We start from the raw sequence: 22,229 nt of genomic DNA, 5'->3' as shown, positions 1-22,229 counted from the left end.
CGGCCACGCGACGGTGCGCGGTCGCGCCGTGCCCGGCCTGCGCGCGCAGCAGACTTGAGCGGAATAGACTCAAGTTCGGAGCGCGTTGAGAACGACAGTCATCGACGCGCCACGCACGCACAGGAGGTCCCTTTTGGACGCGAAGTTCACCACCCGGTCGCAGGAGGCCCTGGGTGACGCCATCCAGTCGGCCACCGCGGCCGGCAACCCGCAGCTCGAGCCGGCGCACATCCTCGACGCCCTGCTCCGGCAGGACGGCGGGGTCGCCAACGGCCTGCTCGACGCGGTCGGTGCCGACCGCGGCACGCTGGGGCGCGCCGTCCGCGGCATCCTCGTGAGCCTGCCGTCGTCGTCCGGCGCGTCCGTCACGCAGCCGTCGGCATCACGCCAGACCGCCGCCGCGCTCGAGGCCGCCGACGCCGAGGCACGGACGCTGGGTGACGACTACGTGTCCACCGAGCACCTGCTCATCGGGCTCGCGTCCGGGCAGTCGGGCGTGGCCGACGCGCTGCGGTCCGCGGGGGCCTCGCGCGAGGCACTGCTCGCCGCGCTGCCCAACGTCCGCGGCAGCGCCCGCGTCACCAGCCCCAACCCCGAGGGCACCTACAAGGCGCTCGAGCAGTACGGCGTCGACCTCACGCAGCAGGCGCGCGACGGCAAGCTCGACCCCGTCATCGGCCGCGACGCCGAGATCCGGCGGGTCGTGCAGGTGCTCTCGCGCCGCACCAAGAACAACCCGGTGCTCATCGGCGAGCCCGGCGTCGGCAAGACGGCGGTCGTCGAGGGACTCGCCCAGCGCATCGTCGCGGGCGACGTCCCCGAGTCGCTGCGCGGCAAGACGCTCGTGTCGCTCGACCTCGCGTCGATGGTCGCGGGCGCGAAGTACCGCGGCGAGTTCGAGGAGCGCCTCAAGGCCGTGCTGGCCGAGATCACCGCGTCCGACGGCCAGGTCGTCACCTTCATCGACGAGCTGCACACGGTCGTCGGCGCCGGTGCGGGCGGCGAGGGCGCGATGGACGCGGGCAACATGCTCAAGCCCATGCTGGCGCGCGGTGAGCTGCGGCTCGTCGGCGCCACCACGCTCGACGAGTACCGCGAGCGCATCGAGAAGGACCCCGCGCTCGAGCGGCGGTTCCAGCAGGTGTTCGTCGGGGAGCCGTCGGTCGAGGACACCATCGCGATCCTGCGCGGCCTGCGCGAGCGGTACGCCGCCCACCACCGCGTCGAGATCTCCGACGGTGCGATCGTCGCGGCCGCGACGCTGTCCGACCGGTACATCAGCGGCCGTCAGCTGCCCGACAAGGCCATCGACCTCATCGACGAGGCGGCGTCGCGCCTGCGCATGGAGCTCGACTCCTCGCCGGTCGAGATCGACGAGCTCCAGCGCGCCGTGACGCGCCTGGAGATGGAGGAGCAGTTCCTCGCCACGGCCGACGACCCCGCGTCGCAGGACCGGCTCGCGCGGCTGCGCGCCGACCTCGCGGACCGCCGCGAGGAGCTCGCCGGGCTCAACGCGCGGTGGGAGAAGGAGAAGGGCGGCCGCAACCGGGTCGGTGACCTGCGCGTGCGCCTGGACCAGCTGCGCGCCGACGCGGACCGCGCCCAGCGCGAGGGCGACCTGGCCACGGCCGGTCGGCTCCTGTACGGCGAGATCCCCGCGGTCGAGAAGGAGATCGCCGCCGCGGAGGCGTCGGAGAGCTCGCAGGACGAGCCGGCCGAGGCGCCGATGATCGCCGAGAAGGTCGGCCCCGACGAGGTCGCCGAGGTCGTCGCCGCGTGGACGGGCATCCCGTCCGGGCGGCTGCTGGAGGGCGAGACCGCCAAGCTCCTGCGCATGGAGGAGGTGCTGGGTCAGCGCCTCATCGGGCAGCGCGCCGCGGTCGCGGCCGTGTCCGACGCCGTGCGTCGTGCCCGCGCCGGCATCTCGGACCCCGACCGGCCCACCGGGTCGTTCCTGTTCCTCGGCCCCACCGGCGTGGGCAAGACCGAGCTGGCCAAGGCGCTCGCCGACTTCCTCTTCGACGACGAGCGCGCGATGGTCCGCATCGACATGTCGGAGTACGCCGAGAAGCACTCGGTCGCGCGGCTCGTCGGTGCGCCCCCGGGGTACGTCGGCTACGAGGAGGGTGGTCAGCTCACCGAGGCGGTGCGCCGCCGCCCGTACTCGGTCGTGCTGCTCGACGAGGTCGAGAAGGCGCACCCCGAGGTCTTCGACGTCCTGCTGCAGGTGCTCGACGACGGCCGGCTCACGGACGGGCAGGGTCGCACGGTCGACTTCCGCAACGTGATCCTCGTGCTCACGTCGAACCTGGGCTCGCAGTTCCTCGTCGACCCGCTGCTCGACGACACCGCGAAGCGCGAGGCCGTCATGGGGGCGGTGCGGTCCGCGTTCAAGCCGGAGTTCCTCAACCGGCTCGACGACATCGTGCTGTTCGACGCGCTCACGCTCACCGAGCTCAGCCGCATCGTCGACCTGCAGATCGAGTCGCTCGGCCGCCGGCTGGCCGACCGCCGCCTCACGCTCGAGGTGTCGGACGGGGCGCGCGAGTGGCTCGCGCTCGAGGGCTACGACCCGGCGTACGGCGCGCGTCCGCTGCGCCGCCTGGTCCAGAAGGAGATCGGCGACCGCCTGGCGCGGTCCCTCCTCGCGGGCGAGATCCACGACGGCGACACCCTCGAGGTCGACCTCGCGGACGGCGGCCTCACGGTCCACCGAGCCGCCTGACCCCCACCCCCACCCCCACCCCCAACACCGCCGAGCGCGGTACTCCACCGCCGAGCGCGGTACCCAGGAGTACCGCGCTCGGCGCGTGAGTACCGCGCTCGGCGGTGGGGGGACGGGTAGGGGGGCGGGGGCTCGGGGGGCGGGGGTGGTGGGGGCGTGGCAGCATCCGAGGTCATGCTCCTGATGAACGTCGTCGTGGCCGCGCCCGGTTCCGGTACCGAGCTCACGGGGCTGGCCGGGTGGGTCGTGTCCGTCATCGAGACCCTCGGGCCGGTGGGTGTGGGGCTCCTCGTCGCGCTGGAGAACCTGTTCCCGCCCATCCCGTCCGAGGTCGTGCTGCCCGTCGCCGGGTACGTCGCGTCGCAGGGCGGCATGTCGCTGGCCTGGGCGATCGTCGCGGCGACGGTGGGTGCGGTCGTCGGCGCGTGGGCGCTCTACGGCCTCGGCGTGACGCTCGGGCGTGCCCGCATCCGTCGCTGGCTCGAGAAGATCCCGCTCATGGAGCCCGAGGACCTCGACCGGGCCGAGCAGTGGTTCGACCGGCACGGCGGCGCCGCCGTGCTCGTCGGCCGCTGCGTGCCCGTCGTCCGCAGCCTCATCTCGGTGCCGGCCGGGGTCGAGCGCATGAACCTCGGCCGCTTCACGCTCTACACGCTCGTCGGGTCGGCCGTGTGGAACGGCGGCCTCGTGTGGGCCGGGCACCTGCTGGGCTCGCAGTGGGACGACATCGGCCGGTACAGCGACTGGCTCAACGCCGTCGTGTACGCCGTCATCGGCGTGGTGCTCGTGCGGTTCGTGTGGACGCGGACGGGGAGCCGCGGCGAGCGACGCCGCGCGGCCCGGTCCGACGCCGGCGTCCGGGACGCCTGACGCAGCACGGCCCGTCCGGCAGCGCCCCGCCGCCGGCGCTCAGCCCGCCGGCGTCGCCGTGCCGTCGACGAACGAGCCGGTCACCGGCGCCGGCGGCACCGCGACGCACAGACCCGTGCGGTCACCGGCGGCCCAGCTGTCCGCCGTGGGTGCCCACGTCACCAGGCGCACCTCCGCCGCGACCTCCTCGTCGCTGAGCACGCAGGCCCGCTCCACCCGGGCGTGCGCACCCTCCTGCCCCGGCCAGACCGCGGCGCGGTCGAACGCGTACTGCGCGACGACCTGCGCGGCGTGCGGGTCCCGGCACGGCACGACCTCCACGCGGTCGACCTCGCCGTCGTCCGGCAGCGCGGCCAGGCAGGACCCGGTGACGAGCTGGACGGCGTACGCGTCGGTCGGCGTCGCCACGTCGGCCGGCAGGGCGCGGCTGCGGGCCGCCGTGACCGCGCGCGTCCCGACCGTCGTCCCCACCGCGAGCACCACGAGCGTCGCCACGGCGACCACGCCGACGACGACCCGCCGCCGGGCCCGCGCGCGCGTCGCGGCCGCCGCCTCCCAGCCCGGTGCGTAGTGGGTCGGCGGGTTGGGGTCCTCGGGGATGTCCACCGGCCCTGGGACGTCGGGACGAGGGACGTCGGGGCGAGGGGCGTCGGCGGCGCTCAGGACGACATCCCCGACGGCGCCGTGAGGGAGTCGCTGCTGCCGGACGTGTCGGTGTGCACGCAGTACCCGACGAGCTCGCCGGCAGCCACCTGGTCGGGGTGCGGGAGCCACACGTCGGTGACGGCCCAGGCGAGCAGACCGGGGTCGATCGCCGCGACGGCCGCGTCGCACGCCTCGTACGCCGCCGCGAGGACCGGGTCGTCGACCGTGAGGTCGGTCGCGGGTGCGCCCGTCGCCGTCAGCACCGCCACCACCTCGGCCTGGTGCTCCTGCGAGCACGGCACGGCGACGCCGTCCGACAGGTCGTACAGCTCCGGCACGCGCTCCCAGCAGGTGCCGACCGCGACGTCCTGCGGCAGCGCGTACGGGGGCAGCACGTCGAGCGTCCCCTCGTCGAGGCGGCCGAGCTGCTCGTCGAGCTCGCGCAGCAGCTCGTCGAGGTCGCCGGGCGTCGACCCGCTACCACTCCCGCTGCCCTCGAGGTCCTCGAGGAGCTGGTCCAGGTCCTGGCCGCCCAGCACGCCCGTCGCCTGCTCCGCCGTGCTGGCACCCCACTGCACGAGCGCGACGACGAGCCACACGAGCAGGCCGAGCACGACGGTCCCGACGGCGCCCACGACGATGCCCGCGATCGCCATGCCGCGCCCGCGCGCACCCGTGCGTCGGATGCGGGCGAGCCCGCCGATGCCCAGCCCGACGCCGATGGGCCCGGTCGCGCCCGCGAGCAGCACGAAGCCGGCGACCGACGTGACGAGCGAGGCCACCGCGAGCCCGTCGGTGGGCGGGAGCGGCGCGGCACCGTACGGCTGCCCGTACGCACCGGGGGCGGCGGGGCCGTAGGGCGGCTGGACGCCGTAGGACGGCTGCGCCCCGTACGAGGGCTGCGCACCGTAGGGCGGCTGCGCGCCGTACGAGGGCGGCGTCCCGTACGAGGGCGGCGTCCCGTGCGCGGGCGCGCCGTACCCCGGCGCCGGTGCGTCGACCGCGGGTGCACCGCCGTACGGGCCGGCTGCCACGGGCAGGGGCGCGGTGCGGCTCAGGGGCTGGGTGTCACCCAGGCCGGTGGTGATCGGCTGGGTGTCACCTGGCTCGGGTGCGCGCTCGTCGGGCGTCGACGTCATGGACGGCAACCTAGCCGAGCGCGGACGTCGCGGTGCCGTGCGGTGCCGATACCACCCGCCGGCCGGCGCACCCCCTCACGGTGCGTCGATCTCGAGGACGACGGGCACGTGGTCCGACGGCTGCTTGCCCTTGCGCTCGTCGCGCTCGATCCGCACGCCGGTGACGCGCGCCGCGAGGGCGGGGCTGGCGTACGTCAGGTCGATGCGCATGCCCTCGTTGCGGGGGAAGCGCAGCTGCTGGTAGTCCCAGTAGGTGTACGTGTGCTCGGCGGGCAGGTGCGTGCGCGACACCTCGGTGTAGCCCGCCCGCGCGATGGCCTCGAACGCGTCGCGCTCGGCGGGCGTCACGTGCGTGCGGCCCGCGAACCGGGCGACGTCCCACACGTCGGTGTCGAGGGGTGCGATGTTCCAGTCGCCGACGAGCGCGACCTGCGCCGCGGGGTCGGCCAGCCAGCCCTGCGCGGCGTCGCGCAGCGCGGCGAGCCAGTCGAGCTTGTAGGTGTAGTGCGGGTCGTCGATCTCGCGCCCGTTCGGCACGTACAGGCTCCACACGCGGACACCGCCGCAGGTCGCGCCCAGCGCACGGGCCTCGGCCACCGCGGGGTCGCCCCACGTCGGCTGGCCGGGGAAGCCGCGCTCGACGTCCGCCAGGCCGACGCGCGAGACGATCGCGACGCCGTTCCACTGCGAGTGCCCGTGCGTCGCGACCTCGTAGCCCAGCGCCTCGAACGGCGCGCGGGGGAACGCCTCGTCCTTCACCTTGGTCTCCTGCAGGGCGAGCACGTCGACGCCGGTGCGCTCCAGGAAGGCCACGGCACGGTCCAGCCGGGCGCGGATCGAGTTGATGTTCCAGGTCGCGAGGCGCATGGCGCCCGAGGCTACCGGCGCGGACCGACAGCGCAGGCCCTCGCCGGAGCGACGGCGCAGCCCCCGCGTGCCCACGTCGCCCGGTCCGGTGACCTCGGCGCAGGTCGCTGGTGGCCCGGGGCGCCACCCGCTACCGTGCCGTGTCCGGACGAATCGGACAGAACGGGCCCCCGCGCCCGTGCGCCGCGACACCTGGGAGGACCGATGACGCCGGACCTCGTCGGCCGTCGTGCCCTGGTCACGGGCGGGGCCGCCGGGATCGGCCGGGCCGTCGCCGTCGCGTTGGCCCGTGCCGGGGTCGACGTGGCCGTCACCCACCTGTCGCACGATGCGCGGCCCGTGGTGGCGGAGATCGAGGGGATGCGGCGCCACGCGTTCGCGGTGCAGCTCGACGCGCGCCGCAGCTGGGACGTGGACGCGGCGGTCACCGCCGCGGCGGACGCGCTCGGCGGGCTCGACATCCTCGTCAACAACGTCGGGGGTCTGGTCGACCGTCGCCCCCTGGCGAGCACGGACGACGCGCACTGGCACCAGGTCATGGACCTCAACCTGTCCTCCGCGTTCTACGCCACGCGGGCGGCGCTGCCGCTGCTCCCCGACGGCGGACGCATCGTCACCGTCGGCTCGCAGGCGGGCGTCGCCGGCGGCGGGACCGGCGGCGTGCCGTACGCGACGGCGAAGGCGGCGCTCGAAGGTTTCACCCGGGCCCTCGCGCGCGAGCTGGGGCCCCGCAGGATCACGGTGAACGCCGTGGCTCCGGGCTTCATCGGCGGTACGCCGTTCCACGCCACGCACACCCCCGAGCCGGCGCAGCGCGCGGCCGTCGCGGCGACGCCGCTGGGACGCGCGGGCACGCCCGAGGACGTGGCCGCGGCCGTGGTGCACCTGGCGTCGGACGGCGCGGCGTTCGTCACGGGGGCCGTCCTCGACGTGAACGGCGGCGCGTGGTTCCGTTGACCGGCGGCGTTCCGGAAGTTTCGTCGGCCCGTGCGCAACCTGGTGCGTCCGGCGGCCGGTAGGGTGCGGTCGCGTCACGTCCGACGGGGGCGTGGCAGCGGTGAGCAGATGGGCGGCACGTGGTGAGCGGAGCGGGGACGGGCGTCGAGGACGTCACGCGCACGGGGGAGGCGGCCGGCACGGCCGCCGCGGGGGCGCTGCTGGACGGCCCGCTCGTCGCGGACGTATGGACGGCGGACCCGTCGGGGCACGTCTGGGACGACGTGCTCTACGTGTTCACCTCGCACGACGAGGACACGGGCGCCTCGGACGACGACGACGGCGGCCACTACGACATGCGCGACTACCACGTCATCGAGCTGCGCGACCTGGGTGGTCCCGCGCTCGACCACGGCCCCGTGCTGCACGTCGACGACGTGCCCTGGGCGTCCCGCCAGATGTGGGCGCCGGACGCCGCGCGGCGCGGCGACACCTACTACCTGGTCTTCCCCGCCCGGGACCACGAGGGCGTCTTCCGCATCGGCGTCGCGACGTCGTCGTCGCCGACCGGCCCGTACGTCGCCGAGCCCGAGCCCCTCGCCGGTGTCGGCAGCATCGACCCCGCGGTCCTCGCGGACCACGACGGCAGCGTGTACCTGTACGTCGGCGGTCTGCAGGGCGGCCAGCTGCAGCGGTGGGACGGCGACACGTACACCGGCGTCGACGCGTACCCGGCGCCCGACGCACCGGCGCTCGGCCCCCGCGTGGCCCGGCTGACGGACGACCTGCTCGCGCTCGCCGAGCCGACGCGCGAGGTGGCCATCACCGACGAGGCCGGCGTCCCGCTGACGCAGGGCGACCCCCGCCGCTTCTTCGAGGGGCCCTGGGTCTCGCGCATCGACGGCGTCTACCACCTGCTCTACTCGACGGGCAGCAGCCACACGCTCGCGAACGCGACGTCGGACTCGCCGTACGGGCCCTTCACGTACCGCGGCACGGTCCTCGAGCCGGTCGCCGGCTGGACCACGCACGGTTCGTTCGCCCAGGTCGACGGCCGCTGGTACCTGCTCTACCACGACGCACAGGTCTCGGGCCGTGACCACCTGCGCAACGTGCGGATCGCACCGCTGGCCGTGCACGCCGACGGTCGCCTGACCGCCGACCCGCGCTGACCGCCTGACCGCCGGCCGGCGCCGACGGAGCGCCCGCGCCGGCCGGTGGTGGCGGTGTCAGCGGCGGCGGAGCGCCCGCACGACGCCCGCGGCCGCGAGCCCGCCGAGGATCCACGGCCCGGCGACGATCAGCGGGTCGAGCACCTGGTGCCGCACGTCCGGCCGTCCCCGGCGCGAGGCGACCGGGTGCCGGCGCACCTCGGACAGGATCCCCGTCTCGGTGATCGGGTTGTCGGGGCGCAGCGTCAGCATGGACCGCAGGTGCGCACCGCCGGCCTCGACGCGGTCCGCCGCGATGAGCAGCAGCCAGTGCGCCGCGCGCCCCTCGCTGAAGCGCTCGTAGGAGTAGCGGCGGATCCGGCCCGACAGCCCGTGCAGCGGCTGGGCCGTGCCGAAGACGGGCGGCAGCATCTCGTGCTCGATCGACCGCTCTCGCGGGTAGGTCTCGGGCTGGCGCTCGGGGAAGTCCCAGTGCGCGCCGTTCGGCAGGTCGGTCCGCTCGCGCGGGACCTGCGGCCGGTCCGCGGGGTCGAGGTCGGCGCCCCAGCCGGGGATGCGTGCGCGCAGCTGCTCGGGCGTCTCGGGCAGCGGGGGCTTGGCGGCGGTGTACGGCATCGTGGGGTCCTCTCAGTCCTGGGAGGGGATGATCAGCGGCTTGATGCAGCCGTCCAGCTTGGACGACATGACGTGGTAGCCCTCGGCGATGTGCTCCAGCGGGATCCGGTGCGTGACCACGTCGCTCGGCTTGAGGTAGCCCGCCTGGATGTGCTCGAGCAGCCGCGGCCACTGGCGCTTGGCCGGCGCCTGGTTCATGCGCAGGGTCAGGCCCTTGTTCATGGCGTCGCCGAACTTCACGGCCGAGAAGATCGGCCCGTACGCGCCCATGACCGACACCGTCCCGCCCTTGCGGACCCCGTCGATCGCCCAGTTCAGCGCGATCGGTGAGCCGCCCTGCAGCTTGAGCTTGGCGGCGGTGACGTGCTGCACCAGGTTGCCGTCGGCCTCCGCGCCGACGGCCTCGATGACGCGGTCCGCGCCCAGCCCGTCGGTCGCCTTCTTCAGCTCGACGACGATGTCGTCGTACTCGGCGTAGTTGCGGGTCTCGGCGTACGCGAACTCGCGGGCCTTCTCGAGCCGGTACTCGAGCTGGTCGACGACGATCACGCGCCCGGCGCCCATGAGCCACGCCGAGCGTGCGGCGAACAGCCCCACGGGCCCGGCGCCGAGCACCACGACGGTGTCGCCCTCGACGATGTCGGCGAGCTGGGCGCCGAAGTAGCCGGTCGCGAGCGCGTCGGTCATGAGCACGGCGTCGTCGTCGTCGAGCCAGTCGGGGATCTTCGAGGGTCCGACGTCCGCGAACGGCACGCGCACGTACTCCGCCTGCCCGCCGTCGTAGCCACCGGTGGTGTGCGAGTAGCCGTAGATGCCGCCCACGGCCGTCGCGTTGGGGTTCACGTTGTGGCAGTTCGAGTACAGGCCGCGCGCGCAGAAGAAGCACGTGCCGCAGTAGACGTTGAACGGGACCATGACGCGGTCGCCGACCTGCAGGTTCTGCACCGACGGTCCGACCTTCTCCACGACGCCGACGAACTCGTGCCCGAACGTGTGGCCGATCCGCGTGTCCGGCATCATGCCGTGGTAAAGGTGCAGGTCGGAGCCGCAGATGGCGGCCCTGACGACCCGGACGACGGCGTCGTTCGGGTGCTCGATGACGGGGACGTCCTTCTCCTCGACGCGGACCTTGTACGGCCCGCGGTAGACCATCGCTCGCATGTGGATCCTCCGGGTCGGGTGCCCTGCGGGGTGCTGTCGAGTGCCCTCCAGGGTGCGCACGGCGCGCGTCTCGCGCATCCGGAACGTCCCGGTCGTCACGACGCCCGACGAGGGGTCGAGGTGCTCGGCGGGCAGCAGGACGAGATCACCGTGGCCATGGAGGACGGGTTGCGACAGCGCCGTGAACCTCGCGTCGCCGGACGCGCTCGCGGCCACGGGCGCGCGCCGTCGGCACGGACTGGTCCGGGTGCACGACGGTCGCGATGCGGAGGACCGAATCCCGGTCGCCGCGCTGGGTCCCGTGAGACAGTGAGGTCGTACGAGGCGTCGGCGTGCGATCTGGTTCTCCGCCCTTGACGTGCACGGCCGTCCCAGCTCCTGGTGCGGCTCGCAGTACTCGCCTTGGGGGCGATCTCGTGCCCGGCTCCACCCCGTTCTCCGACCCCACGTCCGGCAGCATCACGACGCGTGTCACCACGGGTGCCGACGGCCGCACGCTCGTCGTGCGTCTGGTCGGTGAGATCGACGTCGCGCTGCAGCAGCAGGCCGATGCCGCGATGGCCCGCGTCGTCGAGCTCCGGCTGCCGGTCGCCCTCGACCTGGCGGACGTCTCACTGCTCGGTGCCACCGGGCTGACGTTCATCGCGCGCTGCGAGCACTCCTGTGCCGACGCCGGCGTGCGGTGCGTCGTGCAGCACGTCACGCCGAACGTCGCGCGCGTGCTGACGGCGCTCGGGCTCGACGCGGTCCTGCGTCGCGTCGAGCCCGGCCCCGTCGTCGCGTCGTGACCCCGCCGTGCGTCACCGCACGTCGTCGTCCACCCAGTCGAACGACTTGGTGACGGCCTTCTTCCACAACCGGTACTGGCGGTCGCGCTCGTCCCCGTCCATCGCGGGCTCCCAGCGCTTGTCCTCCGCCCAGTTGTCGATGACGTCCTGCTCGCCGGACCAGTAGCCGACGGCGATGCCGGCTGCGTACGCCGCACCGAGCGCGGTGGTCTCCGCGACCTTGGGCCGCACGACCGGCACCCCGAGGATGTCGGCCTGGAACTGCATGAGCGCCTCGTTGGCGACCATGCCACCGTCCACCTTGAGCTCGGTGAGGTCGACCCCCGAGTCGGCGTTCATGGCGTCGAGCACCTCGCGCGTCTGGAAGGCCGTGGCCTCCAGCGCGGCGCGTGCGATGTGCTCCTTCGTCACGTACCGCGTGAGGCCGACGATGGCTCCGCGCGCGTCGGACCGCCAGTACGGCGCGAAGAGCCCCGAGAAGGCGGGGACGAAGTACACGCCGCCGTTGTCCTCGACGGACGCCGCGAGCCGCTCCACCTCCGGCGCGGACGAGATGATCCCCAGGTTGTCGCGCAGCCACTGCACGAGCGAGCCCGTGACGGCGATCGAGCCCTCGAGCGCGTAGACGGTGTCCTGGTCGCCGATCTTGTAGCAGACGGTCGTCAGCAGCCCGTTCTCGGAGGCGACCGGCTCGGTGCCCGTGTTGATGAGCATGAAGTTGCCGGTGCCGTACGTGTTCTTGGCCTGCCCGACCTCGAAGCACGCCTGGCCGAACGTCGCGGCCTGCTGGTCGCCCAGGATGCCCGCGATCGGCACGCCGGGGAGCAGGCCGCCCTTGCGGCCCTCGCCGTACACCTCGGACGACGAGCGGATCTCCGGCAGCATCGACAGCGGGATGCCCATCTCGCCGGCGATCTCCTCGTTCCACGTGAGCGAGTCGATGTTCATCAGCATCGTGCGCGACGCGTTGGTCGGGTCGGTGACGTGCAGGCCGCCCTTGACGCCGCCGGTCATGTTCCACAGCACCCAGGAGTCGGTGTTGCCGAACGCGAGCCTGCCGGCCTCGGCCTTCTCGCGCGCACCCTCGACGTTGTCGAGGATCCAGCGGATCTTGGGGCCGGAGAAGTACGTGGCGAGCGGCAGTCCGACGCGGTCCTTGTACCGCTCGGCCCCGCCGCCGAGCGCCGCGAGCTCGTCGCAGATCTTCTGGGTGCGCGTGTCCTGCCAGACGATCGCGTTGTGCACGGGCTCGCCGGTCTCCCGGTCCCACACGACGGCGGTCTCGCGCTGGTTGGTGATGCCGACGGCGGCGATGTCCTCGTGCGTGAGGCTGGCGCGGCCCAGGGCCATGCCGACGACCTCGCGGGTGTTGACCCAGATCTCCTTCGCGTCGTGCTCGACCCACCCCGCCCTCGGGAAGATCTGCTCGTGCTCCTTCTGCCCCACGGACACGACCTGCCCGCCGTGGTCGAAGATCATGGCGCGGGTGGAGGTGGTGCCCTGGTCGATCGCCAGCACGTAGGTGTCGGTCATGCGTCTGCCTCTCCTCGGGAAGGGTGGGGGTGCGCGGGGGTCAGCCGATGTACACGCTGGCGGCGAGCCCGGCGAGGACGCCACCGAGCAGGGGTCCCACGATGGGGACCCAGGAGTACGCCCAGTCGGACGACCCCTTGCCGCGGATGGGCAGCAGGGCGTGGACGATGCGCGGGCCCAGGTCGCGCGCCGGGTTGATGGCGTAGCCCGTGGGGCCACCGAGGCTTGCGCCGATGCCGACGACGAGGAGGGCCACAGCCAGCGGTCCGACCTCCGCGGGCGTCTCGCCGAAGGCCAGCACGATGAACACCAGCACGAACGTGGCGACGACCTCGGTGAGGAGGTTCCAGCCGTAGGAGCGCAGCTCCGGGCCCGTCGAGAAGACGCCCAGCTTCACCGCCGGCTCGGCGTCCTGGTCGAAGTGCTTCTTGTAGACGAGGAACGCCAGCAGGGCACCGATCACGGCGCCGAGCATCTGCGCCACGACGTACAGGAACCCGTTGCTCGCCGTCACCGGGATGCCGGGGGCGAACTCCTCCGCGCCCGACGCCCAGATGCCGATGGTCACGGCGGGGTTGATGTGGGCGCCGGACTTGTAGGCCGCGTAGACGCCGGCGTAGACGCCGATGCCCCAGCCGAAGTTGATGAGCAGCCACCCGCCGGCGGACCCCTTGGTCCGCGGCAGGATCGCGTTGGCCACCACCCCGGCACCCAGCAGGATGAGGATCGCGGTGCCGATGGTCTCCGACCAGAACGCATCACCGATGGTGTAGTCCACTTCAGGCCTCTCTCGACGTCGTTGTCGCGGTCACCGCCGGGTCGTGCAGCCGCGGTGCGGCGCCCGGGGGTGCGGGTCGGCGGTGACCCGCACCCCGGTGCTCACGTGCCCGCCGGGCCCGAGGCGCCGCGCCCGGCGGGGGAGCCGGGCTTGGTCCCCGGGTCGGCGTCGTCGCCCAGCGGCAGCAGCGGGGCGACGTCGGGGGCCTGCAGGCGCACGCGCTCCGCCGCCGCGTCGTCCGGCTCGGCGGCCGCGGCGTCCTCGGCCGCCGCCCGCGCGCGGTACGCGTCGATCTCCCGGCGCCGCGTCGCGTCGTCCCAGCCGAGGACGGGCGCGACGAGGTCCGCGATCTCCTCGAGCGCGCCGGTGCCCTTGTCCGCCTGCTCGTAGTTGAGGCGCGTGCGGTGCATGAGGACGTCGTCGAGGTGCAGGGCGCCCTCGTGGCTCACGGCGTAGACGATCTCCGCGCCGATGTACGCGGGCGCGTTCGCGAGCGGGCGGGCGAGCTCGGGGCGCTCGTCGCACAGGTCGGTGAGCTCCTGCAGCAGCGAGCCGTAGCGGTGCAGCAGGTGGTCGAGGCGCGGCCGGTCCCAGCCGTAGCGCGCACCGATCGCCCGGGCCTGGCGCTGCACGACCTTGAGCCCCTCGGCACCGACGAGCGGCACCTCGTGCGTGATCGACGGCAGCGTCGTGGCCCGCGCACCGAGCGCGAAGTCGACGGCGTCCTTGGCCATCACCCGGTAGGTCGTGAGCTTGCCGCCGGCGACGACGGTCAGCCCCGGGGCGGGTGACGCCACGGTGTGCTCGCGCGAGACCTTGGCGGACGACGTCCCCTCCTTGGTCCCCGGCTGCAGCAGCGGGCGCAGGCCCGCCCACGTGCCGATGACGTCCTCGCGCGTCAGCGGGCGCGAGAGCACCTGGTTGGCGTGGTCGATGACGTAGTCGATGTCGGCGCTCGTGGCGACGGGGTGCGTCAGCTCCTGCTCCCACGGCGTGTCGGTCGTCCCGATCACCCAGTACCGGGACCACGGGATGATGAAGAGCACCGACTTCTCGGTCTGCAGGATCAGACCGGTGTTGCCCTCGATCCGGGCGCGCGGCACCACGATGTGGATGCCCTTGGACGCCAGGACCCGCAGCCCGCCCTCGCTGCCCGCGAGCGACTCCGTCTGCTCGGTCCACACGCCGGTCGCGTTGATGACGTGGCGCGCGCGGACGTCGATGCGCTCGCCGGACTCGAGGTCGACGACCTCGGCGCCGGTGATCGCCCCGCCCGTCGTCGTCTGCAGGTCGACGACCTGCGTGCGCGACGCCGCGTGCGCGCCGTAGCTCACGGCCGTGCGGACGAGGCTCTCGACGAGCCGCGCGTCGTCGACGCTCGCGTCCCAGTACCGGACGGCGCCGATCGCGGCGTCGTGCCGCAGGTCGGGGAACAGCCGCTCCATGCCCTTGCGGGTGAGGTGGCGGTGGATCGGCATGGCACGCCGCGTGCCGGACACCGACGCGAGCGTGTCGTACAGCGCGACGCCCGCCCCCACGTACGCCCGCTCCCACACGCGGTTCTCGAGCGGGTAGAGGAAGCTCACGGGCTTGACCAGGTGCGGCGCGAGGCGCGTGATGAGCAGGTCGCGCTCGGTCAGCGCCTCGCGCACGAGGTGGAAGTCGAGCATCTGCAGGTAGCGCAGCCCGCCGTGGACGAGCTTGCTCGAGCGGCTCGACGTCCCGGACGCCCAGTCCTGCCCCTCGACGATCGCGGTGGACAGGCCGCGCGTGACGCCGTCGAGCGCGATGCCCGCGCCCGTGACGCCACCCCCCACGACCAGGAGGTCGAGCTCGCGGCCCTGCTCGGAGCTGCGGCGCAGCGACTCCAGTGCGTCCTGTCGTGCCTGCGCCGTCAGCGGTGCGGTCCTCATGTGGCGGTCCCTCCCGTGGCGCCGTCCCTCGTGGTCACGGCCGGTGGCGCGTCAGCCCCTCGCCCGCCCGGCGCGTCGCCGCTATCGTCATCACGTCCAGAACGGACGCGCAACTCCGGTGCACGAACGTGCAACGGGTTGACGGTTCCATGGGGGGCCGAAGGGACGGTGCTGGGTGTTCGTGGAGCGGGAGCAGGACGTGCTGCGCGCGGCGTCCATGTACTACCTGCAGGACCTCAAGATGGAGGTCATCGCCCGGCACCTCGGGACGTCCCGGTCGACCGTCTCGCGCCTGCTGAGGCGCGCGCGGGACACCGGGCTCGTCGAGATCACGCTGCGACCCTCGAGCACCCGCGCGCCGGGCCTCGGCCGGTCGATCTCGTCGACGTTCGGCATCGACACGTACGTCGTCCCCGTGCCGGACTCCGCGGGGTCGGTCGAGCGACTTGACCAGGTCGCGATGACGGCTGCACGCCTGCTCGGCTCGTGGTTCGACTCCGACATGGTGATGGGCGTGGCCTGGGGCACCACGATCGCGGCCGTCTCCCGGTACCTGGCGCCCAAGCCGACGCGTGGCTCGGCGGTCGTCCAGCTCAACGGCGCGGCGAACATGCGCACGTCGGGCGTCGAGTACGCGTCCGACCTCATCTCGTCGTTCGGGTCGGCGTTCGGCGCCGCCGTCCACCACTTCTCCGTGCCCGCGTTCTTCGACTTCCCCGACACCAAGGACGCCATGTGGCGCGAGCGGTCCGTGCGCCGCGTGCTGGACATGCAGCGCCGCGCCGACATCGCCGTGTTCTCGGCCGGCGCCGTCGCCGGGGCGGTCCCGTCGCACGTGTACTCCGCGGGCTACCTCGACGAGTCGGACGTGCGCCGCCTGCACGACGAGTCGGTCGTCGGCGACGTGTGCACGGTGTTCCTGCGCGGCGACGGGTCCTGGGCGGACGTGTCGCTCAACAGCCGCGCCACCGGCCCGACGCCCGAGGAGCTGCAGCGCGTCCCGCGACGCGTGTGCGTCGTCGCCGGTGACAACAAGGTCGCGCCGCTGCTCGCGGCCCTGCGCGCCGAGGTGGTCACCGACCTCGTCGTCGACGAGGTGACCGCCACGGCGCTCGTCGAGGCGGTCGGCACCCGCACCACGTCGCGTCGTGCGTAGGTTGTGCGCGTGAGCTCTCCCGCCCAGGTCGCCGTCCGACCTGCCCGCCCCGCGGACGTCCGCGCCATCCGCCGCCTCGTGGAGCCCTACGCGCAGGAGCGGATCCTGCTGGCCAAGGAGTGGGTCGGCTACTACGAGGCCGTGCAGGAGTTCCTCGTCGCGCGCGCCGACGACGACGAGGTCGTCGGGTGCGGGGCGCTGCACGTGATGTGGGAGGACCTCGCCGAGATCCGCACGCTCGCGGTGGACCCCTCCTACCGCGGGCGGGCCGTCGGGCACGCGCTCGTCGACGCGCTGCTCGACCGCGCGCGCGACCTGGGGCTGCGGCGCGTGTTCTGCCTGACGTTCGAGGTGGACTTCTTCGCCCGCCACGGGTTCCGCGAGATCGAGGGGACGCCCGTGCCGTCGGCCGTCTACGCCGAGCTGCTGCGGTCGCACGACGACGGCGTCGCCGAGTTCCTCGACCTGGCCCGCGTGAAGCCCAACACGCTGGGCAACACGCGCATGCTCCTCGAGCTCTGACCCGGCCACGCACCTCGCGAGCGCGGTACACGTCGGCCGAGCGCGGCACACGTCGGTGCCGCGCTGGGCGGTCGTGTGCCGCGCTCGGCGTCAGTGGGGGAGGCGGTAGGTGGCCGCGTCGGGGTCGGGGGCGTCGCCCGGGGCGTCCTCGTGGACGACCAGGCCGTCGGCGACCAGGGCGTCCAGGCAGCGCGCGAGCTGGGCGGCGTCCGGCCAGACGGCCGCGACCGCCGCGTGGGGGACCGGGCCGAGCGCCTCGCGCAGCAGGGCCATGACGCGTCCCCGTGCCTGCCGGTCGGTGCCGGCCCACGCCTGCGTGCGACGGCGGTGCGCGTGCGCGTCGGCCGGTCGCCCGGCAGCCAGCCACCGGCAGCGGTCGGCCACCGGGCAGGCGTCGCACCGGGGCGAGCGTGCCGTGCACACCAGCGCCCCGAGCTCCATCGACGCCGCCGCCCAGCGCGCCGCCGACGCGTCGTCGGCCGGCACCCACGCGGCCGCACGCGCCGTCTCACCGACCGTCAGCGCCGGCGCCGGCAGGGCCTCACCCGCCGCGACCCGCGCCAGGACCCGCCGCACGTTGGTGTCGAGCACGACCGAGCGCCGCCCGAACGCGAACGCCCGTACGGCCGCCGCGGTGTAGGGGCCCACGCCCGGCAGCGCGAGCAGCGCGTCCTCGTCGTCCGGCAGCACGCCGCCGTGGCGCTCGACGACGGCCCGCGCGCACTCCTGCAGGCGCAGCGCACGCCGCGGGTACCCGAGCCGGTCCCACGCGCGCAGGACGTCCGCGGTGGGCGCGACCGCGAGGTCCGCGGGCGTCGGCCACCGGTCCAGCCACGCGCGCCACGCCGGCTCGACCCGCACGACCGGCGTCTGCTGCAGCATCACCTCGCTGACCAGCACGCCCCACGGGGTCCGGTCCGGCGCCCGCCACGGCAGGTCGCGCGCGTGCGCGTCGAACCACGCGACGACGTCGTCCCGGATGCCCGAGGTGTCGACGCCCCCGGGGCCCGCGACCGCTGCGCCCCCGGTCGGGGGTGGGGTCGCGGCGCGGACGACGGGCTGGGCGGCGGGCACGCCTCATCGTGCCGTCGCGGGGCGCCGGGACGAAACCGGGCGCGTCGGCGCCGGGTGTGGCGCGTCCTGCACGACGCTCCGGCATCGGCCGAATACCGTGGGACGCGCGGCCGCACACCGACCACGCCCACCCCGGAGGTCCCTGCATGAACGACCGGACGCCCCCGACCGGCCGGGGACCCCGACCGGCGCGTCCGGCCCCGGCGCCGCGACCGCCGGCCCGCGTCTACTGGATCCGCCGGTTCGTGGTCCTCGGGCTGCCGCTGCTGGTCGTCGTCGTGCTCGTCGTGTGGTGGACGGGCCGGGGCAGCGAGGCCGCCGCGGAGAGCGACCCCACCACGGCCCCCGCGACGACGCCCACGCCGACGACGGCCGCGGAGCCCGGCGTGCCCGAGTGCGCACCGGAGCAGCTGGCTCTCGCCGTGACACCCGGTGCCGAGGCGTTCGCCGCCGGGGTCGACCCGACGTTCGAGGTCACCGTCACCAACTCCGGCTCCGAGCCGTGCCTCGTCGACGTGGGCGACGGTCGGCGCGAGGTCGTCATCACGTCCGGCGAGGACCGCGTCTGGTCGAGCCTCGACTGCGTGCCGGCGGACCCGGACGCGCGCACGCTCCTGCTCGCCGGCGGGCAGTCGGACGTCACGCAGCTCGGGTGGCCGCGCGAGCGCTCCGCGGCCGGGTGCGCCGGGGGGCTGCCCACGCCCGGCGCGGGCACCTACTCGGTCGCGGTGACCGTCGGCGGCGCGACCTCGCCCGCCGCGGTGTTCGGGCTCGGCTGAGGCCACGGCCGGCCGCGGTCCGCACGGCGGGGCGCGCGTCAGGCGTCAGAGGTCAGACGTACCGCGTCAGACGTACCGCTCGAGGATGCTCGACTCCGCGAGCCGCGACAGCCCCTCGCGCACCGAGCGGGCCCGCTGCTCGCCGACCCCGTCGACGGCCATGAGGTCGTCGATCGTCGCGGCCAGCAGCTTCTGCAGGCCGCCGAAGTGCCCGACCAGGCGGTCGACGACCGGGCCGGGCAGCCGCGGCACCTTCGACAGCAGGCGGTAGCCCCGCGGGCCGACGGCCGCGTCCAGGGCCTCGCCGCCGCCGGGCAGCCCGAGCACACGGGCGATGTGCGAGATGTCGAGCAGCTGGGTCGAGTCCAGCTCGCCCAGGGCGTCCGGGACCGCCTCGATCGTGCGGCGCGAGGTGTCGACGTAGTCCCGGATGACGAGCTCGCGCTCGGTGCCGACCCCGCCGACGAGCTCGTCGAGCTGCAGCGTGAGCAGGCGGCCGTCGGTCCCGAGCTCGACGACGTAGCCCGCGATCTCGTCCGAGATCCGGCGGACCATCTCGAGGCGCTGCACGACGGCGGACACGTCGCGCACCGTGACCAGGTCCTCGATCTCCAGGGCGGACAGGGTGCCGCTGACCTCGTCGAGGCGTGCCTTGTACCGCTCGAGCGTCGCGAGCGCCTGGTTGGCGCGCGACAGGATCGTCGTGGAGTCCTCGAGCACGTACCGCTGCTCGCCGACGTACAGCGCCACGATCCGCATCGACGCGGACACCGAGATCACGGGCAGGCCGGTCTGCTTGGCGACGCGCTCGGCCGTGCGGTGCCGGGTGCCGGACTCCGACGTCTGGATCGACGGGTCCGGGAGCAGCTGCACGGCGGCCCGCACGATCCGGTCGCGGATCGGGTCGATGACGACCGCACCGTCCATCTTCGCGAGCTCGCGCAGGCGCGTGGCGGAGAACTCGACGTCGAGGACGAACCCGCCGGAGCACAGCGACTCGACCGTGGCGTCCATGCCGAGCACGATGAGCGCGCCCGTGCGGCCGCGCAGGATCCGCTCCAGACCGTCGCGCAGCTCGGTTCCGGGCGCGACGGCGAAGAGCGTGGACCTCAGCAGGTCGTCGGGATGGTGCGGGTGGGGCACCCCTGGATCGTATCGGTGGCGTGTCGAGTTGTCCGAGCCGCCACTCACGCGTCGCCCGACGGGGCGAGGCCCGCCAGGACGGCCGCCGCCAGGTCCGGGGCCTCGACGACCCGCAGGCCGTCGGGCACGGTGACCTCCTCGAGCGTCCCCGAGGGGACGACCGCCCGCGTGCAGCCGAGCCGGGCCGCCTCGGCCAGGCGCCGGCCCACGCCCGGGACCGGCCGGATCTCCCCGGCCAGGCCGACCTCGCCGATGGCCACGAGCCCGGCGTGCACGGCGACGTTCTCGCGGCCGCTGACGGCAGCCAGCGCGAGCGCCAGGTCCGCGGCGGGCTCGACGACGCGCGCCCCGCCGACCGTCGAGACGTAGACGTCCTGGTCGGCGAGGCGGGCGCCGAGGCGGCGCTGCAGGACCGCGAGGACCATCGCGAGCCGGCTGCCGTCGACGCCGCTCGTCGTGCGCCGCGGGTTCGGCACGACGCTCGGCGCCACGAGCGCCTGCACCTCCGCCGCGAGCGGGCGCCGGCCCTCAAGGGTCACGGTCAGGCACGTCCCCGGCACGTCGCTGACCAGGCGCGACGTGAACAGCCCCGAGGGGTCCGCCAGGCCGACGATGCCGTGCTCCGACAGGTCGAAGCAGCCGACCTCGTCGGTCGGGCCGTAGCGGTTCTTGGTGGCGCGCAGCAGCCGCAGCCGCGAGTGGCGCTCGCCCTCGAACTGGCAGACCACGTCGACGAGGTGCTCGAGCGTGCGCGGCCCCGCGACGGACCCGTCCTTGGTGACGTGCCCGACGAGCACGACGGGCAGCGCGCGCGACTTCGCGGCGGTGATGAGCGCGGCCGTGACCTCCCGGACCTGCGAGACCCCGCCGGGCGATCCCTCCACCTGCGCGGACGTGAACGTCTGCACCGAGTCGAGGACCAGCAGGTCGGGGTCGACGCTCTCGACGTGCCCGAGGACGGTCCCGAGGTCCGTCTCCGCGGCCAGCAGCAGCGAGGGCGCGAGCGCGTGGATGCGGCCCGCACGCAGCCGCACCTGCGCGGCCGACTCCTCGCCGGTGACGTACAGGACGCGCCGCCCGGTGCGGGCTGCGCGTGCGGCCACGTCGAGCAGCAGGGTCGACTTGCCCACGCCCGGCTCGCCCGCGAGCAGCACGACCGCGCCGGGCACCAGGCCGCCGCCGAGCACACGGTCCAGCTCGTCCACGCCCGTGGGGCGGGCCGCGGCCGCGTCGACGTCGATCTCCTCGATGGGGCGCGCGGGGTTGCGCGTCGGCGCGACGGCGATCGTCCGGGGGCCGCCGGAGCCGGGGCCCGCGTCCTCGACGACGCAGCCCCACTCCTGGCACTCGCCGCACCGGCCGACCCACTTGGTCGCGGTCCAGCCGCACTCGGTGCAGCGGAACGCCGGGCGCTCGGTGGGGCGCTCGCCCCCGGAACGGGCACGGCGCGTGGTCGTCTGGCTCACGTCCCGCACGGTACGGCCCGCCACCGACAACCCCGACCCGCCGCACCCGGCACCGCGCGCTCGGTAGGCTGCCCCGTGGTCCGGCAGCAGCCGGTCCGCGCGACACGAGGGGATTGCCCGCCATGAGCGACACGGGACGACCCGGCGAGCCCGAGCAGCGGCCCGGCGCCACCGGACCGACGCACCGACCCGCCGTCACCCCGCAGGGCGACCCCGGTGCCGCGAGCGGCTGGACCGGCTGGGGCGCCGACCCCGCCACCCCCGCCGCGTCCGACCCTGCCGGACCCGCACCCGAGCGCGAGCCCGGCGAGCGCCCGGGTCGCCCCGCGTGGCTCCTGCCCGTGGCCGCCGGCGTGGGTGCGGTCGTCGTCATCGGCGTCGTGGTCGGCGTCCTGGTCAACCGCAGCGGTGGTGACGCGTCCCCGACGCCCGCCGCGTCCACGGTCACCGCTCCCGTGCCGACGCCCGCCGCCCAGCCCGCGGCGCGCACCGCCACCACGGCGTTCGCGTCCGCGCTGCCCACCACGGTCCTGCAGTACGCGCTCGAGTCCTCGCAGGAGGACGCCGAGCGGATCGGTGCGGGCGCGCTCGAGGCCTACACCGAGACGTTCACCGACGGCGACGGCGGCACCCTGACCGTGCGCGCCGCCCAGCTCGAGACGCCCGAGGACGCGACCGCGCTGCTGCAGCAGATCTCCGCGGGGCTGCCCACGGCACCCGCGGCCGACGCGCCCACGGCGAGCGCGTCCGCGGCTCCCGAGGCCGACCTGCCGCAGAGCGGTGACGTCACCGTCGGCGGTGCGCCGGTCGGGACGTTCACGGTCGTCGACGCCGGTGACGGCACGGGCGTCGCGGTGTGGCAGAACGGCACGGCCGTGTTCCAGGTGACGGCCCCGCTGGCGGACGTGCTCGACGTCTACCGGGCGTACGCGCTGTAGGACCGCGCG

General features: G+C 74.5%; 20 protein-coding genes. 9 read left to right on the top strand and 11 right to left on the bottom strand.

The genetic code is table 11. From position 1 onward, the window contains the following. The first annotated feature begins 133 nt into the window (after positions 1 to 133). Positions 134 to 2,725 (top strand): ATP-dependent chaperone ClpB, encoded by a 2,592-nt coding sequence (gene clpB / locus H9657_RS03840; RefSeq protein WP_191780486.1) that lies wholly within the window; start codon positions 134 to 136, stop codon positions 2,723 to 2,725. 156 nt (positions 2,726 to 2,881) lie between these two features. Next, complete coding sequence (locus H9657_RS03835; RefSeq protein WP_318241263.1) at positions 2,882 to 3,595, top strand: DedA family protein; 714 nt, start codon at positions 2,882 to 2,884, stop codon at positions 3,593 to 3,595. A 39-nt stretch (positions 3,596 to 3,634) separates the two neighbouring features. Here H9657_RS03835 and H9657_RS03830 read toward each other — a convergent pair whose 3' ends face one another. The 3 genes from H9657_RS03830 to H9657_RS03820 all read right to left on the bottom strand — a co-directional run bounded on the left by H9657_RS03830 (position 3,635) and on the right by H9657_RS03820 (position 6,246). Further along, positions 3,635 to 4,201, bottom strand: coding sequence for a septum formation family protein (locus tag H9657_RS03830; RefSeq protein ID WP_225214536.1), 567 nt, complete (start codon positions 4,199 to 4,201; stop codon positions 3,635 to 3,637). Between the two features lie 53 nt (positions 4,202 to 4,254). Continuing rightward, positions 4,255 to 5,379 (bottom strand): DUF4190 domain-containing protein, encoded by a 1,125-nt coding sequence (locus H9657_RS03825; RefSeq protein ID WP_191780484.1) that lies wholly within the window; start codon positions 5,377 to 5,379, stop codon positions 4,255 to 4,257. A gap of 75 nt (positions 5,380 to 5,454) precedes the next feature. Further along, positions 5,455 to 6,246, bottom strand: a complete 792-nt coding sequence (locus H9657_RS03820; RefSeq protein WP_191780482.1) for an exodeoxyribonuclease III — start codon at positions 6,244 to 6,246, stop codon at positions 5,455 to 5,457. A 204-nt stretch (positions 6,247 to 6,450) separates the two neighbouring features. Between H9657_RS03820 and H9657_RS03815 the strand changes: the two genes are divergently transcribed. Further along, entirely contained in the window at positions 6,451 to 7,203 is a 753-nt protein-coding gene (locus H9657_RS03815; RefSeq protein WP_191780480.1) for an SDR family NAD(P)-dependent oxidoreductase, read from the top strand. A gap of 122 nt (positions 7,204 to 7,325) precedes the next feature. Further along, the gene (locus tag H9657_RS03810; protein ID WP_318241262.1) at positions 7,326 to 8,354 is read left to right on the top strand and encodes a family 43 glycosylhydrolase; all 1,029 of its coding nucleotides are present in this window, start codon (positions 7,326 to 7,328) and stop codon (positions 8,352 to 8,354) included. A 57-nt stretch (positions 8,355 to 8,411) separates the two neighbouring features. Here H9657_RS03810 and H9657_RS03805 read toward each other — a convergent pair whose 3' ends face one another. Both H9657_RS03805 and H9657_RS03800 read right to left on the bottom strand, forming a co-directional pair. After that, entirely contained in the window at positions 8,412 to 8,969 is a 558-nt protein-coding gene (locus H9657_RS03805) for a hypothetical protein (RefSeq protein WP_191780478.1), read from the bottom strand. Positions 8,970 to 8,981: 12 nt separating this feature from the next. Continuing rightward, positions 8,982 to 10,130, bottom strand: coding sequence for a zinc-dependent alcohol dehydrogenase (locus H9657_RS03800; protein WP_191780476.1), 1,149 nt, complete (start codon positions 10,128 to 10,130; stop codon positions 8,982 to 8,984). Between the two features lie 416 nt (positions 10,131 to 10,546). Here H9657_RS03800 and H9657_RS03795 point away from each other — a divergent pair, with 416 nt between their 5' ends. After that, positions 10,547 to 10,918: an STAS domain-containing protein gene (locus H9657_RS03795; RefSeq protein ID WP_191780474.1), complete on the top strand. Its 372-nt coding sequence runs from the start codon at positions 10,547 to 10,549 to the stop codon at positions 10,916 to 10,918. A 12-nt stretch (positions 10,919 to 10,930) separates the two neighbouring features. On the opposite strand, the gene glpK is transcribed toward H9657_RS03795, so the two are convergent. From glpK to H9657_RS03780, 3 genes are all read right to left on the bottom strand, one after another. Beyond that, positions 10,931 to 12,451, bottom strand: coding sequence for a glycerol kinase GlpK (gene glpK, locus H9657_RS03790; protein WP_191780472.1), 1,521 nt, complete (start codon positions 12,449 to 12,451; stop codon positions 10,931 to 10,933). A 40-nt stretch (positions 12,452 to 12,491) separates the two neighbouring features. Continuing rightward, positions 12,492 to 13,229, bottom strand: coding sequence for an MIP/aquaporin family protein (locus H9657_RS03785; RefSeq protein WP_191780470.1), 738 nt, complete (start codon positions 13,227 to 13,229; stop codon positions 12,492 to 12,494). Between the two features lie 101 nt (positions 13,230 to 13,330). Further along, positions 13,331 to 15,142: a glycerol-3-phosphate dehydrogenase/oxidase gene (locus H9657_RS03780; RefSeq protein ID WP_191780468.1), complete on the bottom strand. Its 1,812-nt coding sequence runs from the start codon at positions 15,140 to 15,142 to the stop codon at positions 13,331 to 13,333. Between the two features lie 175 nt (positions 15,143 to 15,317). On the opposite strand from H9657_RS03780, the gene H9657_RS03775 reads away from it, so the two are divergent. Together H9657_RS03775 and H9657_RS03770 are read left to right on the top strand one after the other, a co-directional pair. Continuing rightward, positions 15,318 to 16,298 carry a sugar-binding transcriptional regulator gene (locus H9657_RS03775; RefSeq protein ID WP_191780466.1) on the top strand — a complete coding sequence of 327 codons (981 nt, stop codon included), beginning with the start codon at positions 15,318 to 15,320 and terminating at the stop codon, positions 16,296 to 16,298. Positions 16,299 to 16,307: 9 nt separating this feature from the next. Next, positions 16,308 to 16,820: an amino-acid N-acetyltransferase gene (locus tag H9657_RS03770; protein WP_191780464.1), complete on the top strand. Its 513-nt coding sequence runs from the start codon at positions 16,308 to 16,310 to the stop codon at positions 16,818 to 16,820. Between the two features lie 90 nt (positions 16,821 to 16,910). On the opposite strand, the gene H9657_RS03765 is transcribed toward H9657_RS03770, so the two are convergent. Next, entirely contained in the window at positions 16,911 to 17,801 is an 891-nt protein-coding gene (locus H9657_RS03765) for an A/G-specific adenine glycosylase (RefSeq protein WP_191780767.1), read from the bottom strand. Between the two features lie 239 nt (positions 17,802 to 18,040). Here H9657_RS03765 and H9657_RS03760 point away from each other — a divergent pair, with 239 nt between their 5' ends. Next, positions 18,041 to 18,673 (top strand): hypothetical protein, encoded by a 633-nt coding sequence (locus H9657_RS03760; protein WP_191780462.1) that lies wholly within the window; start codon positions 18,041 to 18,043, stop codon positions 18,671 to 18,673. Between the two features lie 66 nt (positions 18,674 to 18,739). Here H9657_RS03760 and disA read toward each other — a convergent pair whose 3' ends face one another. Together disA and radA are read right to left on the bottom strand one after the other, a co-directional pair. Continuing rightward, positions 18,740 to 19,816 carry a DNA integrity scanning diadenylate cyclase DisA gene (gene disA, locus H9657_RS03755; RefSeq protein WP_191780460.1) on the bottom strand — a complete coding sequence of 359 codons (1,077 nt, stop codon included), beginning with the start codon at positions 19,814 to 19,816 and terminating at the stop codon, positions 18,740 to 18,742. A 44-nt stretch (positions 19,817 to 19,860) separates the two neighbouring features. Next, entirely contained in the window at positions 19,861 to 21,282 is a 1,422-nt protein-coding gene (gene radA, locus H9657_RS03750) for a DNA repair protein RadA (RefSeq protein ID WP_191780458.1), read from the bottom strand. Between the two features lie 122 nt (positions 21,283 to 21,404). On the opposite strand from radA, the gene H9657_RS03745 reads away from it, so the two are divergent. Further along, on the top strand, positions 21,405 to 22,220 hold the full coding sequence (locus H9657_RS03745) for a hypothetical protein (RefSeq protein WP_191780456.1): 816 nt from the start codon (positions 21,405 to 21,407) through the stop codon (positions 22,218 to 22,220). Positions 22,221 to 22,229: the final 9 nt, after the last annotated feature.

It is taken from the genome of Cellulomonas avistercoris, from assembly GCF_014836445.1.
Classification (GTDB): domain Bacteria; phylum Actinomycetota; class Actinomycetes; order Actinomycetales; family Cellulomonadaceae; genus Cellulomonas; species Cellulomonas avistercoris.
The sequence above is the reverse complement of the archived record's forward strand: the minus strand, read 5'-3'. Positions and strand labels throughout refer to the sequence as shown.